Source organism: Parvibaculum sp. (genome assembly GCF_039680535.1).
Taxonomy (GTDB): Bacteria; Pseudomonadota; Alphaproteobacteria; order Parvibaculales; family Parvibaculaceae; genus Parvibaculum.
In genome coordinates this window covers 84,733-99,761 of record NZ_JBDKSS010000008.1, presented here as the reverse complement: position 1 = coordinate 99,761, position 15,029 = coordinate 84,733, and the positions used below count along the sequence as shown (strand labels likewise).

General features: G+C 60.7%; 14 protein-coding genes. 7 read left to right on the top strand and 7 right to left on the bottom strand.

All coding sequences use genetic code 11. From position 1 onward, the window contains the following. Positions 1-34 precede the first annotated feature (34 nt). Positions 35-763, bottom strand: a complete 729-nt coding sequence (locus ABFC66_RS04485) for a hypothetical protein (RefSeq protein WP_346739766.1) — start codon at positions 761-763, stop codon at positions 35-37. Positions 764-778: 15 nt separating this feature from the next. Between ABFC66_RS04485 and ABFC66_RS04480 the strand changes: the two genes are divergently transcribed. Then, entirely contained in the window at positions 779-1,636 is an 858-nt protein-coding gene (locus ABFC66_RS04480; protein WP_346739765.1) for a glycine zipper domain-containing protein, read from the top strand. A 66-nt stretch (positions 1,637-1,702) separates the two neighbouring features. Here ABFC66_RS04480 and ilvD read toward each other — a convergent pair whose 3' ends face one another. Continuing rightward, entirely contained in the window at positions 1,703-3,559 is a 1,857-nt protein-coding gene (gene ilvD, locus ABFC66_RS04475; RefSeq protein WP_346739764.1) for a dihydroxy-acid dehydratase, read from the bottom strand. A 694-nt stretch (positions 3,560-4,253) separates the two neighbouring features. Here ilvD and ABFC66_RS04470 point away from each other — a divergent pair. The 3 genes from ABFC66_RS04470 to ABFC66_RS04460 all read left to right on the top strand — a co-directional run bounded on the left by ABFC66_RS04470 (position 4,254) and on the right by ABFC66_RS04460 (position 7,208). Next, positions 4,254-5,354 carry a polyamine ABC transporter substrate-binding protein gene (locus ABFC66_RS04470; RefSeq protein WP_346739763.1) on the top strand — a complete coding sequence of 367 codons (1,101 nt, stop codon included), beginning with the start codon at positions 4,254-4,256 and terminating at the stop codon, positions 5,352-5,354. Between the two features lie 82 nt (positions 5,355-5,436). Continuing rightward, positions 5,437-6,381 (top strand): ABC transporter permease subunit, encoded by a 945-nt coding sequence (locus ABFC66_RS04465; protein ID WP_346739762.1) that lies wholly within the window; start codon positions 5,437-5,439, stop codon positions 6,379-6,381. After that, positions 6,378-7,208, top strand: a complete 831-nt coding sequence (locus tag ABFC66_RS04460) for an ABC transporter permease subunit (RefSeq protein WP_346739761.1) — start codon at positions 6,378-6,380, stop codon at positions 7,206-7,208. Before ABFC66_RS04465 ends, ABFC66_RS04460 begins: the two co-directional genes overlap by 4 nt. On the opposite strand, the gene ABFC66_RS04455 is transcribed toward ABFC66_RS04460, so the two are convergent. Further along, on the bottom strand, positions 7,205-8,053 hold the full coding sequence (locus ABFC66_RS04455; protein ID WP_346739760.1) for a metal-dependent hydrolase: 849 nt from the start codon (positions 8,051-8,053) through the stop codon (positions 7,205-7,207). The two genes, ABFC66_RS04460 and ABFC66_RS04455, sit on opposite strands and share 4 nt — an antisense overlap. A 233-nt stretch (positions 8,054-8,286) precedes the next feature. Further along, entirely contained in the window at positions 8,287-10,317 is a 2,031-nt protein-coding gene (locus tag ABFC66_RS04450) for a DUF1302 domain-containing protein (protein ID WP_346739759.1), read from the bottom strand. Between the two features lie 228 nt (positions 10,318-10,545). Here ABFC66_RS04450 and ABFC66_RS04445 point away from each other — a divergent pair, with 228 nt between their 5' ends. Together ABFC66_RS04445 and ABFC66_RS04440 are read left to right on the top strand one after the other, a co-directional pair. Next, positions 10,546-11,550, top strand: coding sequence for an AraC family transcriptional regulator ligand-binding domain-containing protein (locus ABFC66_RS04445; RefSeq protein ID WP_346739758.1), 1,005 nt, complete (start codon positions 10,546-10,548; stop codon positions 11,548-11,550). A gap of 14 nt (positions 11,551-11,564) precedes the next feature. Then, positions 11,565-12,029, top strand: coding sequence for a YaiI/YqxD family protein (locus ABFC66_RS04440; RefSeq protein ID WP_346739757.1), 465 nt, complete (start codon positions 11,565-11,567; stop codon positions 12,027-12,029). 28 nt (positions 12,030-12,057) lie between these two features. Here ABFC66_RS04440 and ABFC66_RS04435 read toward each other — a convergent pair whose 3' ends face one another. Next, on the bottom strand, positions 12,058-12,834 hold the full coding sequence (locus ABFC66_RS04435) for a cache domain-containing protein (protein WP_346739756.1): 777 nt from the start codon (positions 12,832-12,834) through the stop codon (positions 12,058-12,060). Positions 12,835-13,736: 902 nt separating this feature from the next. After that, entirely contained in the window at positions 13,737-13,877 is a 141-nt protein-coding gene (locus tag ABFC66_RS04430; RefSeq protein ID WP_346739755.1) for a hypothetical protein, read from the bottom strand. Between the two features lie 188 nt (positions 13,878-14,065). Here ABFC66_RS04430 and ABFC66_RS04425 point away from each other — a divergent pair, with 188 nt between their 5' ends. Next, positions 14,066-14,461, top strand: coding sequence for a LysR family transcriptional regulator (locus ABFC66_RS04425; RefSeq protein ID WP_346739754.1), 396 nt, complete (start codon positions 14,066-14,068; stop codon positions 14,459-14,461). Here the strand turns inward: ABFC66_RS04425 and ABFC66_RS04420 are convergent, their stop codons facing one another. Next, positions 14,462-14,860, bottom strand: a complete 399-nt coding sequence (locus ABFC66_RS04420; protein ID WP_346739753.1) for a PaaI family thioesterase — start codon at positions 14,858-14,860, stop codon at positions 14,462-14,464. Positions 14,861-15,029: the final 169 nt, after the last annotated feature.

Below are 15,029 nucleotides of genomic sequence, written 5' to 3'. Positions count from 1 at the left end.
GGACGGCAAGATTAAAAATTGGTTCATCCTGCGTTCAGCCGCCACATGGAAATATGGCGATCATGGCAGTTACCCTGCCTGGCGTTAAATCGGGAGGCACCTCATGGTGCGCATTGGAAAAACATCCGTTCGAATCGTGCTCGCGACCATGGTCAGCATTGCGGCCTTGAGCGCCTATGGAGGCTTGGCCCAGGCGGAAGACTGGCGGCATCGCGGCAACCAGAGTGACGATCAGCAGCAGGACCAGGGCCGCCAGCAGCGGGAGCAGCGCCAGCGCGACCAGCGTGATGAGCAGGACCAGCGGCGTCAGCAGTATGAGCAGCAACGCCGGGAACAGGACCAGCAGCGGCAGATTGAGCAGCAGCAGAGGCAGCAGCAGCAACAGGACCAGCAGCGCGAACGGCAGCGTCAGCAGCAGTTCGACCAGCAGCGCCAGCAGCAGTTCGAGCGCCAGCGCCGCGACCAGGACCAGCAGCGCCAGATCGATCAGCAGCGCCAGCAGCAGTTCGAGCGCCAGCGCCGAGACCAGGACCAGCAGCGCCAGATCGACCAGCAGCGTCAGCAGCAATTCGATCGCCAGCGTCGCGACCAGGATCAGCAACGCCAGATCGACCAGCAGCGCCAGCAGCAGTTCGAACGCCAGCGCCGCGACCAGGATCAGCAGCGCCCGCAGCAATTCGATCGCCAGCGTCGCGACCAGGATCAGAAACGCCAGTTCGACCAGCAGCGTCAACAGCAGTTCGATCGCGAGCGTCGGGAACAAGACCTGCAGAGGCAGATGGATCAGCAGCGTCCGCGGCAGGATCGCGACCGCATCGAGCAGGGGCGGCCGGATCAGCCTCGTCCCGGCGAACGTCCGCGGCGGGACGACCGCGACCGGTTTGACGGCCGGCAGGAGGGCCGCGACTGGCGCTCGCAGCAATATTCGCGCTTCGAGCATGATCGCGACCGGCGGCGTATCGAGGCGCGCCGCGAGCAGGAGCGCCGGTGGGGCGACCTGCGTGAACGCAACTGGTCGCGTGTCCGCGACTGGGGCCCGGGATTCCAGCACCGCGAATATTATCGCGGGCCCGATTGGGACGACTGGCGTCGCCGGCATTATGGGCCGCGTCCGCGCTACTACTGGCATGACGACCACTATTCGCGTCCGTGGTTCGACTATGGATCGGTCACCTATGTCTCGATCTTCATGCCGACCTATGTCATTCCCTACGACGCCTATGACACCTACGGCTCCAGCTATTACGGGCCGGTCGGCTGCAACCGGGATGTGGTCGGCGCGGTGCTTGGCGGCACGGCGGGTGCTCTGATCGGGGCGAGCAATCATGGCGGCGCGGGTGCCACCATCGGTGGCGCCATCGTCGGTGCGATCCTGGGCGGCGCGCTCGGTCAGGCAATCGATATGAGCGATCAGGCCTGCTACGGGCAGGTGCTGGAATATGTGCCGAACAATCAGCCCGTCTATTGGGAAAACAACGGCGCGCAATATCAGGTGACGCCGCTTCGGACCTATCGCGACGATGAAGGCCTCTATTGCCGCGAGTATCAGACCGAGATCTATATCGATGGCTATCCGCAGCAGGCCTATGGCAATGCCTGCCGCCAGCCGGACGGCTCCTGGCAGCTATCGGATTGATCTGAATACCAACAAAAAGGCCGGCGCTGCGAAAGCAACGCCGGCCTTTTCCGTCTGCGCGAGCGATCAGTCCTCGCGCTTGCCCGTGATGCGCGTCACGTCGCGAACGGCACCGCGGGCCGCGCTGGTGGTCATCGCGGCATAGGCCTGAAGCGCGGGCGACACGCGGCGTTTGCGCTTTTCCTTCGGGTGCCAGCCGTTGTTCTCGGCAAGTTCCCGGCGCGCGGCGAGTTCCGCGTCGTCGACGGCCAGATGGATCGAGCGCTTCGGAATGTCGATCTCGATGCGGTCGCCGGTTTCGACGAGGCCGATCGTGCCGCCTTCCGCCGCTTCCGGCGAGACGTGGCCGATGGAGAGGCCCGAGGTGCCGCCCGAGAAACGTCCGTCGGTGACCAGCGCGCAGGCTTTGCCGAGGCCCTTCGACTTGATGTAGCTCGTCGGGTAAAGCATTTCCTGCATGCCGGGTCCGCCGCGCGGGCCTTCATAGCGGATGACGACGACTTCGCCCGCCTTCACCTCGCCGGTGAGAATGCCGGAGACGGCCGAGTCCTGGCTTTCATAGACGCGCGCCGTGCCGGAGAAGACGAGGATCGACTCGTCGACGCCTGCCGTCTTCACGATGCAGCCATGCTCCGCGAGATTGCCGTAGAGGACTGCGAGACCGCCATCCTTGCTATAGGCATGAGCCGCGTTGCGGATGACGCCATTTTCGCGGTCGAGATCGAGATCGGCGAAGCGGCGCGACGTCGAGAAGGCTTCCGTGGTGCGGACGCCGCCGGGCGCCGCGCGGAAGAATTCATGCGCGTGGTTGTTCTTCGAGATGCCGATGTCCCAATGGTCGATCGCTTCGCCAAGGCTCGGGCTGTGGACCGTCGAGACGTTGCGATGGATGAGACCGGCGCGGTCGAGCTCGCCGAGAATGGCGAAAATGCCGCCGGCCCGGTGCACGTCTTCCATATGGATGTCGTTGCGCGCAGGCGCGACCTTGCAAAGGTTCGGCACCTTGCGGGACAGGTGGTCGATGTCGCGCATGGTGAAATCGACTTCGCCTTCATGCGCGGCGGCGAGAAGGTGAAGCACGGTGTTGGTCGAGCCGCCCATGGCGATGTCGAGCGACATGGCGTTCTGGAAGGCTTCGAAGGTCGCGATGTTGCGCGGCAGAACGCTTGCGTCGTCCGTCTCGTAATAGCGGCGCGTGATCTCGACGATGAGGCGGCCCGCTTCGAGGAAGAGGCCCTTGCGGTCGGCATGCGTCGCCAGCGTCGAGCCGTTGCCGGGCAGCGAAAGGCCGAGCGCCTCCGTCAGGCAGTTCATGGAATTGGCCGTGAACATGCCCGAGCAGGAGCCGCAGGTCGGGCAGGCCGAACGCTCGATCACGGCGACCTGCTCGTCCGAAACCTTGTCGTCGGCGGCGGCGACCATGGCGTCGATGAGGTCGATGGCGCGTTCCTCGTCGTCCCACTTCACCTTGCCGGCCTCCATCGGACCGCCGGAGACGAAGACAACCGGGATGTTGAGGCGCATGGCAGCCATCAGCATTCCGGGCGTGATCTTGTCGCAATTGGAGATGCAGACCAGCGCGTCGGCGCAATGGGCGTTGACCATGTATTCGACGCTGTCGGCGATGAGGTCGCGCGAGGGCAGGCTGTAAAGCATGCCGTCATGGCCCATGGCAATGCCGTCATCGACCGCGATGGTGTTGAATTCCTTGGCGACGCCGCCCGCCTTCTCGATTTCGCGGGCGACCAGCTGGCCGAGATCCTTCAGATGCACGTGACCCGGCACGAACTGCGTAAACGAGTTCGCGATCGCGATGATCGGCTTTCCGAAATCGCTGTCCTGCATGCCGGTGGCGCGCCAAAGGCCGCGGGCGCCGGCCATGTTGCGGCCATGGGTCGATGTGCGTGAACGATAGGGGGGCACTGCCTTGTCCTTTCGAGTAGGAACGGGTCGGTGGGAGCGGGGGCCTGTGACCTTATATGGGGATGGCCGGGGCTCTCGTCGCCGGGATTTGGGCGTCTTTTTATCCGCCGAAGCCGGAGGACACAAATAGCACGAAATAAGGGGTGTAACCCGATGTAATGTGCCGAAATATCCATGTTTCCCGCGAGGTTTTTCAGGGGCGGCCCGAGTCGAAGCTGCGAGGCGGTCGTATCGCCTGTGGCGGCGTCGGCGGAGCGGTGGAGGCCGGCGAATCATCGTCGCCGCCTGCGGTCACCCCAAGGTGGCGGCCGCGCGAGGACGATCATTACATGTGCGTAATGATCGGCGCGTCGTCCCACCCGCATGTTGCGCGCCCACAAAATTTGCAGCTTAGAGAAGTGCGGCGGACAAAATCTCCCGACCTTCTCCGCGTTGGATCGAGCGGGCTCTGCGTCTGCCTCCGCCGCGAGCGGCCGTGACCATTCGATGTGCACACCGCAGCCAGGCGCCGAACCGCGTGACTTCGCGTCAACATTGCGGGATTGGCAATTTGAGGGATGAAGCGCGCCCGGAATGGCGCTAGCATTATTTTTGCGGCTGCGATGTGGCGGGGGGCTTCTGCCGCTATTGCGCCGCTCCTTTATCGGGCATGCAATGCCCCAAGCTTCAAAACGAAGCCAACAGGAGCTTCTTCATGATCGGAAAAATCGGGACAGGGCTTGCCGCGCTGGCCATTGCCGGGATGATCTCGGTCGGTGCGCATGCCGAAGAAAAAGTCCTCAACATCTACAACTGGTCCGACTACATCGCAAAGGACACGGTTGCGAAGTTTGAAAAGCAAACCGGTATCAAGGTTCGTTACGACGTCTATGACGGTAACGAAACCCTGGAAGCGAAGCTTCTCGCTGGACATTCCGGTTATGACATCGTCGTGCCGACGGCTTTCCCGTTCCTGGACCGGCAGGTCAAGGCCGGCGTCTATCTGAAGCTCGATAAGAGCAAGATTCCGAACTACAAGAATCTCGATCCCGCGCTCATGAAGCAGGTTGCCGCGGCCGACCCGGGCAACGAGCATGCGGTCATCTGGCTCTGGGGCACCACCGGCCTCGGCTACAACGTGAAGGCGATCGAGAAGCGCATTCCGAACGCGCCCGTCAACTCGCTCGATCTGATCTTCAAGCCGGAGAACGCGCAGAAGCTCAAGGACTGCGGCGTCACCATGCTGGACAGCCCGACGGATATCATTCCGATTGCGCTGAACTACCTGCACATCGATCCGAACTCGCAGAAGCCCGAGGACCTCGAAAAGGCCAAGGCGCTGCTGCTGAGCATCCGGCCTTACGTGAAGTACTTCCACTCGTCGCAATACATCAACGACCTCGCCAATGGCGACATCTGCCTGTCGCTCGGCTGGTCGGGGGACATTCTGCAGGCGGCTGCCCGCGCCGCGGAAGCCAAGAACGGCGTCGAGGTGAAGTACTCGATCCCGAAGGAAGGCACGATGGTGTGGTTCGACAACATGGCGATCCCCGCCGATGCGCCCCATCCTGAATATGCCCTCCAGTGGATCAATTTCATCCTGCAGCCCGAAATCGAGGCTGCGAATTCGAACTACGTCTCCTACGCCAACCCGGTTCCGGCGTCGAAGGCATTGATCGACGATGCTATCAAGAACGATGCGAACATCTATCCGCCGGAAGACGTGATGAAGAAGCTCTTCGCCGTGCCGACGAAGTCGGAGAAGTTCAACAGGCTGCAGACGCGAGCCTGGACGACGATCCGCACGGGTCAGTAACAATACCAGAGACCCCGGCCTTCACGGCCGGGGTCTTCTCTTTCCAGTAGATATCCAGCTAGCGTACTGCTTCGGGGGTGATATGGCAGACGGGCGAACTTACAGCTTGTCGGAGCGGATGTGGGCCGCGCTCGGCCGCGTCGGTATTACGGGCAAGCGTGTCGTGATCGGCGTTCCGCTGGTCTGGCTCACCATCTTCTTCATCCTGCCGTTCCTGATCGTCCTGAAGATCAGCTTCGCGACACAGATCGTCGGCATTCCGCCGTTCACCGGTCTCTTCGACTGGAGCGAGGGCGGTGCATTCCCGAAGCTGCAAATCGACTGGTCGAACTACAGTTACCTCTTCGAAGACCAGCTCTACATCATCGCCTATCTGAACTCGGTCAAGATCGCCTTCGTTTCGACCTGCATCTGCACGCTGATCGCCTATCCGATCGCTTATGGCGTCGCGCGGGTGCCCGAGACGTGGCGCAATCCGCTGCTCCTGCTGATCGTGCTGCCGTTCTGGACGTCGCTGCTGCTGCGCGTCTATGCCTGGATCGGCCTCCTCAAGAACAATGGCGTCATCAACAATTTCCTCATCTCGCTCGGCGTCATCAGCGAGCCGCTGCCGATGATGAACAATGCCTTCTCCGTCTATGTCGGCATCGTCTATTCCTATCTGCCTTTCATGCTGCTGCCGCTCTACGCCACGCTGTCGCGCCTCGACTTCACGTTGCTCGAAGCCGCCGCCGACCTTGGAGCGTCGCGGACGCGCGCCTTCCTCAGCGTGACCCTGCCGCTCTCGATCCCGGGCGTCATTGCCGGCGCGATGCTTGTCTTCATCCCGGCCATTGGCGAATTCGTCATCCCCTCGCTGCTGGGCGGCCCGGCGACCACCATGATCGGCCGTGTCATCTGGGACGAATTCTTTGAAAATCAGGCCTGGCCCGTTGCCTCGGCGGTGGCCATCGCGCTCATGCTGTTCCTCGTCGTGCCCATCATGATCTTCCAGTACTACCAGACGCGTTCGGAGGCCCAGCCATGAAGATCACCGGCCTTTCGCCCTTCGTGCTCGTTTGCATGGTTCTCGGCTTCATCTTTCTCTATGCGCCGATCGTCATGCTCATCATCTTTTCTTTCAACGCTTCGCGTCTCGTGACCGTTTGGGCGGGTTTCTCGACCCATTGGTATGGCGAACTGCTGCATGACGATCAGATATTGAGCGCCGCCTATCTGAGCTTCCGCATCGCCTTCATGAACGGCCTGCTCTCGGTCGTCATCGGCACCATGGCGGCATTCGCGCTGGTGCGCTTCGGCCGCTTCTGGGGACGGGGCGTCATGATCCAGTCCATCTCCTCGCGGCTCGTTCTGCCGGATGTGATCCTCGGCCTGTCGATCCTGCTGCTCTTCGTCTCCACGCGCAGCGTCATCGGCTGGCCGGAGCAGCGCGGCGTGCTGACGATCCTCATCGCGCATGTGACCTTCTCGTCGGCCTATGTCGCCATCGTCGTGCAGTCCCGCCTCGCCGGGCTCGACCGCAGCTTCGAAGAGGCGGCCTTCGATCTTGGTGCGCCGCCCTTCGCCGTGTTCCGCACGATCACGCTGCCGCTCATTGCGCCGTCGCTGGTTGCCGGCTTCCTGCTGGCGTTCATCCTTTCCTTCGACGATCTCGTCATCGCGAGCTTTGCGTCGGGGCCCAGTGCGACGACGCTGCCGATGGTGGTCTTTTCCAAGGTCAGGCTCGGTATTTCTCCCGAGATCAATGCCCTGGCCACGATCATCGTCGTCGTCGTCGCGCTCGGAGTCGCCTTCGCCGGCAACCTGCTTCAGCGGCAGAATGCGCAGCGCCAGAACGAAGCGGGGCGGGGCTAGTCGCCCATTTTCGTCGCAAGATCGAGCGATTGCAGGGCGGTTGCTACAACCGCTCTGTTGTCCTGCTCCCAGGGATGGAAGCCGCGGCGGAAGTAGGTGCGCCATGGGCGCCACAGGCCGTAGAGCGGGCTTTGCCGGCTGCGGAGGAATCTGAATCCGCCGATCCAGAGCCTGAGCTTCGAACCCTCGTAGCTCTTGAGCATCAGCCGCATGTGCCGGAAGGCGTCGAGGAAGAAGTGGATGGTGATGACGAGCATCAGCCTGCGGCGCAGATATTCCGAACCTCCGACCGCGCGATAGACGTCGAAAGCGACGGCTTTGTGCTCGCTCTCTTCGATGGCATGCCACCGCCAAAGTCTCGCCATCTCAGGCGTTGCGCCCTCGAAGGTCTCGGGCCGCCGTAACACGGAATCTGCGAGCATGGCCGTCCAGTGCTCATAGGCGACTGTTGCGCCGAGATGGACGATGGGAGGCATGTGCTTCTGGATGAGCGAGATCCTCCTGCGCAGGGGCGCTTCGAGCTGCTCCAGCGAGTAGCTGCGGCTCGCGCAGAGCACCTCATTGTATTTCTGATGCTCGCGGCGATGAATGGATTCCTGCGCGGTGAACCTGCGCACCTGTTCTGCGAGCGCGGGATCCGCGATCCTGTCGCGATAGTGCTTCACGCTGTCGATGAAGTGCTGTTCGCCAAGCGGAAACATGATCGACAGCGCGTTGTAGAAAGCCGTGCGGAACGGATCGCCGCCGTGCCAGTCGGTTGCCAGCGCATGCTCAACATCAAAGCTGATATTTCGCACTTCGATCGATATGTCGTTGGGTGTACTCAAAAGATTTTCGTTACTCATGGCACGTCTCCACGGCGGTGTCTTGAATGATCTGTGTGTAGAGGAGTGATGGCGATGCTTGGAGGGCATTTCCGGCCAAGGAGGGAGGCTAAAGCGGTCATCATTCCGTGACGAATGGACACGGAGAAACATAAAAAGACGTAGGCGGAGCAAAATGAAGGCAGCGCATAAAAATGCCCGGCTGGTGAGGAGACCAGCCGGGCTGAGGGACGACTTACGCTTCAGTCAGCGGGTTAGAAAGCGTAGGACGCCGTCAAGGAAACAAAATCCTTGTCGTAATTCGCATTGCGATACGGATTGCCCATGAAGGTCGTGTAGGCGAGGCCGACCTTGTAGCGCGCCTGGTAGTCCGCATCCACGCCCACCGTGAGCGACTTCGTGCCATCCACAAAGCCGGGTCCAATGGGGCCGGCCGAGTAGCCGGAAACGTCGTGATACCAGATGACCTTCGGCGTCAGGTTCCAGGCCGTTCCGAAGGATGACGCATATTGCTGCATAGCCATCAGGCGATACCCCCAGGAGAAGGCCGAGGCATATTCCGCCGCGATGTGGCAGGTTCCGGCTGCGATGCAGGGATCGCCGAAGGCGGCAGCCATGCCCGGATTTGCATGCGTCTTGAACGACATGGGAATGGCGAAGCGGTTGCCGTCGGCATCCGGTAGATATTGAAAGCCTGCATTTGACACGAGGATCAGCAGATCGCCGCCCGTCGCTTTCACGAACCAGTTCGAAGGTGTCAGGGTCGACAACGTGTAGAACTGACCAACCATGGCCTTGGTACGCCGATAGCCCGGAATGACCTGGCCTTCTCCGACCATCTCGCCTGTATAGAGAGGGGCCTCGCCCGGCGCGGGTGTGAAGCCCGCGTTGATCGCATCAACGCCCTGCAGTTCGGTGATGTCGACCTGGAAAGGCATGTTCGAATAATACGCGAGTTCGCCCGACAGCGCGGTGCCGCCCAGAACCGGGATCGTTGTGTTGAAGCTGCCACCCAGCATGTGGATATCGGTCGGATACTGGGCGAGCAGATTCTTGTTCTTGAACGTGGGGTCGAAGCCGAACTTGCCGTATTGCGCAAGCATGCCCATCAACGCCTGACAATTGGTGATCTCGTATCCTGCATCATCGAAGAGATAGATGCTTCCCATCATGCAGTCCGCGTCCGACATGTGCGGCGTAAAGGGGGGGAAGGGGGTCTCGCCGGGGAAGGTAAACGTGTCGGACGTGAAGGTGGCGATGGGCAGCTTGCTGTGAAAATTCACGAAATAGAGGCCCATGTCCGTGCCGTCGTTCAGCCAGTCCGCGTAATAACGCATCGCGACGCCCCATTGCCCCTGCTCGCGCGCATTCTGCGACTGGGTACGATGAACGACGACGGGCACGAGCATGGCCAGACTGTTCGGGTCGTTGCCGTCGCGCGTCGTGCCGTCGGCGTTCATGTACATTTCGCCCGACAGCATTCCGTAGGCGCATCCGTCGCCGAGCGCGTCGCTGACCCCGAAAAAGCTGCCGCAAGCCGGCAGGGTCGACTTGTCCCATTCGGCGATATACATGCCCTCGATTGAAAAGTTGTTGGGGAGACCGAGGCTGGCATAGAGGGTGTTCTGCGGCAGGAACACTTCCTTGAGTTCCGTGCCGGGCTGGTAAAGCGCGCTTACATCCATCGGCAGGAATGATGAGATACCACCCTGAATGAAGGCGCTTTCGCCCCAATTGACGACTTGTCGGCCAGCGCGGACGTTCAGAGGCTGACCGTCAATATCGAAATTGCCATAGGCGTAGGCGTCCAGAAGCTTCAGGCCACGCAGTTGCCGCCGATAGGCGTCGCTGCCTTTGTAGTAATCCTGCAGCGAACGCCGCTGCGCAGGCGCGCCGTTCGCGAGCGCGGCGACGGGGCCATAATTGCCGCTGCTATCGCCCAGGTCTCTCGCAGCAGCATCGTAAAATGCCTTGCCGCTGATAAAGACGCCATAGTTCTGGTATTTGAGGCTCAGCTCCGAGAGAACTTTGACAGGCGCTGAAAATATCTCTCCGCGTTGGACGTTGACGTTGCCGTCGTCATTGTTGACGTCCCAGGTGCGTCCAGCCTTGTCGGCGCAACCGCCGTTGTAAACCGAAATATGTGTGCAGTTCTGCGCTGCAACCCGCATACCTGCCGATGCGGAGACGATCGTATCGAGATGAGCGTCGATCTCTCCAAACTTCATTTCAAGCGCGAGCGCAGGCGTAGACGCCAGAAGAGCCGTCGCGGCGGCTAGTATCAAGCTCCGATACCGGCGTATCGGAGAAACCATTTGGAAAGACATTATCCCCCTCTTTCACCTGACGGCGTTTCTGACTAGTTTTGCATTTCCTCACGCAGATTCAGCAAAGCGCTGGCCCTCCCTGATGCGGTGGCCTCCCTGCTCAAAAGCGCTCTGGTCTTTTCGAATAGCGTTGCGTCCATATAAAGGTCACAAGCGGTCAACCAGAGGGTCACTTTCGGTCACAAAATGCGTATTGAACCTGCTTATGTTTCGGCCTTTGCCAATGCGATACGCGAATGCGGCTATGACCCGGCGCGTTTCGGGCTGAAGCGGGAGGCCATTGTCGACGAGGACGAACTTTTCGATCTGTTTGTGCGCGTTCTGGCGGTTGTGGATGATCCGACGCTGGCGCTCCGTCTTGGCATGGCGCTTCACATAGGGACGCATGGCGTTCTGGGGCATGCCCTTATGAGTTGCCGGACGTTGAGACAGGCAGCGGAGATTCTCGTTCGCCATAACCCGTTGCGGAGCCGTCGCGGAAGCGTCAGCCTGGCGCTCACTCCAGAGCAGGCAATCCTGACCTTCACCCCGCCATTTCATGTTCCGGGCGCGCCGTGGTTTCTGCCCGAGGTGTTTCTGGCGGCGGGCACGGCTGTGATTCGACAATTGTCGGGATCTGACATATCGGCCTGCAGCCTCGAATTCGCGCATGCCGCGCATATGGATGAAAGGAACTATCAGGCCATTCTCGGCCTGCCGGTTTTCTTCGGCTGCGCGCAGAACCGGTTCATCGGGCCGCGTCCCGCGGTCGATTTTCCGCTGCCGACAGCGAACGATACGGTGGCGGAGATGTATCTCCGCCAATGCGACAAGCTGCTGCGAGAGATGAATGCAGTGAGCGGCTGCGCTTCAGACGTGCGGCATGCCCTGTTGAGTTCGCGCGGGCGGTTTCCCTCGGCGAAGGAGGTCGCCTCGTCGCTCAATATGAGCGAGCGGACATTGCGGCGCCGGCTTGACGAGGAGACGACGTCGTTCATGCAGATCGTCGACGACGTGCGCAACCATCTCGCCAGGCAATATCTCAGTGAAACAAAGCTGACGATTGCGGAGGTCGGCGAGCTTCTGGGCTTTGACGATGTGGCCAATTTCCGTCGCGCCTTCAAGCGCTGGAATGGATATCCGCCGCGAAGCATGCGAGAAGCTGATTTGCCGGATGTGCCTGATGTGGGCGCCGCGAAGGCAGCCGATTGACGACTGGTGCTCCTTTGTCAGAAGCCTCACCGCTTGAAATTTATGTCGATGCCGACGCATGCCCCGTGAAGGATGAGGTATTGCGCGTTGCCGAGCGCCACGGATTGCCGGTCTATATTGTGAGCAACAGCGGAATGCGTCCAACCGGACATCCGCTCGTGCGGCCTGTGGTTGTGACCGAGGGGCCGGACGCGGCGGATGACTGGATCGTGGAACACATCGCTCCCGGCGACATCTGCGTTACGTCCGATATTCCGCTTGCCTCCCGCTGTCTCAAGCAATCGGCACGCGCCATACGGCCGGATGGAACTCCGTTCACGGAGCAGAGTATCGGCATGGCGCTCGCCATGCGCGATCTGATGAAAAATCTGCGCGAGACAGGCGACGTGCGGGGCGGAAATGTGGCTTTCGGAAAGGCCGATCGCTCGCGTTTCCTGCGGGAACTCGAACAACTTATTCAGACGTCGCAACGCCGCTGATCGGTAGTCATTCGCCGGGGCTTGTGTATCAGGGTTCGGATCGCGCAAGTATGAAGTGCCAGCCGGAAATTTCCGACGTCTCGAACAGGGCCTTTCTGCGCTTGCCGCGGAATTCGTAGGCAACGACACCACGCGGCGTTTTCAGGATCGTGTTGACCGCTGCCCGGAGCGACGGGTCACCTATGTCGGCGGGATGCTCGAACATGCGATCCGGATCCTTGTGAATGGCGGTGCGGCCTTCACCATCCAGCGCGTAGAAGATGAAATTGTCAGGCATGCGTGCCTTTTGCACGATCATGGATGCAAGTAGACGGGCGCGAACCGAAACACCGACGGCGCCGACGATTTTTCCATCCTTCGTCACCGGCGCGGCGACGATGATCGAGCGATGGCCGGTCGATTTGCTGATGACGAGCACGCCTTCTACTGCCTTGCCTGCGAGCAGATCGGGGAAATAGGTGCGGTCCTTCAGGCTCTCCTTGCTGAGGTCGCCGTCTGCGGTGTAGTAGCGCCCATCTGGCAGTGCATACCAGACGGCGGCTTCGGTCGTGATGCCTTTGGCGAGCGAGGACAGGGCAGGCTTGATCCTCGCCCAGTCGGCGCTTCGAGCGTCGGAGGTGGCGGCAAGCGCACGCTCGGCGGCGAGAATCCCCGCGAGATGATCCTCGGCCAATGCGCGATAGGCGCCGAGCGCCATGCGTCCGTCGGTGCTGAAATCGTCCGATGCGGCCACGGCTTTCGATGCGGCGGAGGCCGTCGCGGTGAAAGCCATGAAGGCGAGGGCGATCATTAGCGCTCGGATCATACTCAGTCTCTCCTGTTACCGGTCCGGTTGGCATGTCGAGAACGTGGACGAAACATCGTCCGCCAGCCTTGACCCCGTCAAGCCGGTTACCCCCGAGTGGTTGAAGGCTCCTAACCTGATGGCAAAGGCCCTCGATGCCCTCCCTGGCTGTGCGGGTCTCGAATGCCAATCCCTGCGGTACGAGATTTTTGAGATTGCCATGGAGGATGATCCGGACGTTTGCCATCGATGACTACGGCGCCCTTCCGCACTACGTAGCAGGTAACCCCATCATTACCGATGATGTAGTGCTTGAGATGCGACCACATCAGGAATCCCTCGAAGTCATCGAACGAGAGCTGAGACGACGCGCCCGGGTGAGTATGCCATGAGGCTGTGATTTCATCCTTATACAGAATGAGGCTTTTGTCGGGGATTTCGAATTCCTCAAGGGATCAACCGTGACATTGTTTGTCTCGATGACTTTTCCATCGGACAGGATTGATCCACACCGCTCGGGGCCTTCATCGCTATAAAATTGTTGAAGAATTTCTATCTGCTTTTTATGGCCGAAGGGACTTCGGAAAATATCTTGACAATCCAATGCCGGATTCTTCAGATGAAAATTCACTGCTAGTAGTTGGATATGATGAAAAAGATCACCACCCTGACAATCCTCTTCAGCCTCACGGCTTGTGTAGCTGCTCACGTTGAGGCGCAGAACGATCGTGATGGTTTCCCTACCCCCACGGTGGTTACGATGGGGGAGGACCAGTGGGGTGTTACCCACAAGGGGCAAGAGGTCCGCGTCTATAGGCAGTGCTCGGTATGTAAGCCCGACAGTCTCACCTACCATGATCAGGCGCGTGAGGCCGTTCGGCGCGTGACGGGGTGTGAGATCGCAGAGTTTACCCCTGTACCTATCAGTTCGGCGTATTTCGGGCGGCTTCAATGCGCTCCCGCAGCCGCGCAGGGAGCAGCTCCATCAGGTCGACCTGACCAATCTGGGCATCAATCTTGACGTCCGGGTGGCGATAAACGGCCATCTTACGGTTGAGCCACATCCCCCGGCTGCATCTCGCGCTCGACCGGCCAGAAACCATCCCGCTTAATGTGCTCGATGTAGAGGTCCATACCCTTATCCAACCAATTGTCCAGGCGGGCATAGTTGGAATGAAGATCGGTCGCTTCTCCGGCCTTGTCACGGCATCAGGTCAGGGCATCATATTGCACAGGCGAGTCGGGAGAAATCATGCCGCGCAAGGGCGATGCGACACGGGGCGGGAATAAGCAGGTGCCGCCGAAAGAGACCCGGCTGACGCTTCGGCTCGACTTCGAGGGAGCGGGGCGCCTGGGGCCCGGCAAGATGCGGCTGCTGGAACTGCTCGAAGCCAATGGGTCGATCAGCGCGGCGGGGCGCGCCATGGGCATGTCCTATCGCCGCGCCTGGCAGCTTATCGATGAACTCAATCGCACTTTTTCCGAGGACGTCGTGAAGACGCAGCAGGGGGGCGTTCGCGGCGGCGGAGCCGTTCTGACCCAGACGGGAAGAGATATTCTCAACGCCTATCGCGGCATCGAGAAGAAGGCGCAGAAGGTCGCCGCCGCCGAAATCGCGCTCATCGCGCGAGCACTCTCCAAGTCCTGATCAAAGCACCATCTGAGTCTGGGTGACGATGGCGGCGAGCTTTCCGTCGCCCCGCGAGATGTGTGTCTGCCAGACCATGAGCTTTCTCCCGCGATGGACCGGCGTGCATTTCGCCGATGCGGTGTCGCCGAGGGGAACCGCGCTCAGGAAGTTCGTTTTGCTTTCAACCGTCGTGGTCGACGAACCCTTGTCGAGATTGAGAAAGGTCGCCATGCCGCCCAACGTGTCGGCCAGCGCCATGATGGCGCCGCCATGAAGAATGTCGGGGATGGTGCAATGCTCCTTGCGGACGGTGAGCTTCGCCTCCACGCAATCCGGCGAGGCTGAAACGAGTTCAACGCCCATGAGATTGGCAAAGGGAAGGGCGTTCTGTTTCAGGAGTTCCAGTGCGTCGGACATTGCAACCTCGTTTGTGCGTGAAGGCCGGTGCAAGGCTAGTGGCACTGGTTCGCGCTGGAACAGGGCCGCTTCCCCAATTGTGAGGGAGCCAATTTTCAGGTGGCGGAGTCCCTGGCGGGATTTGACGAAGCGGGTGGAACGCTTTCGATCCGTTCGCGTTAACTCACAT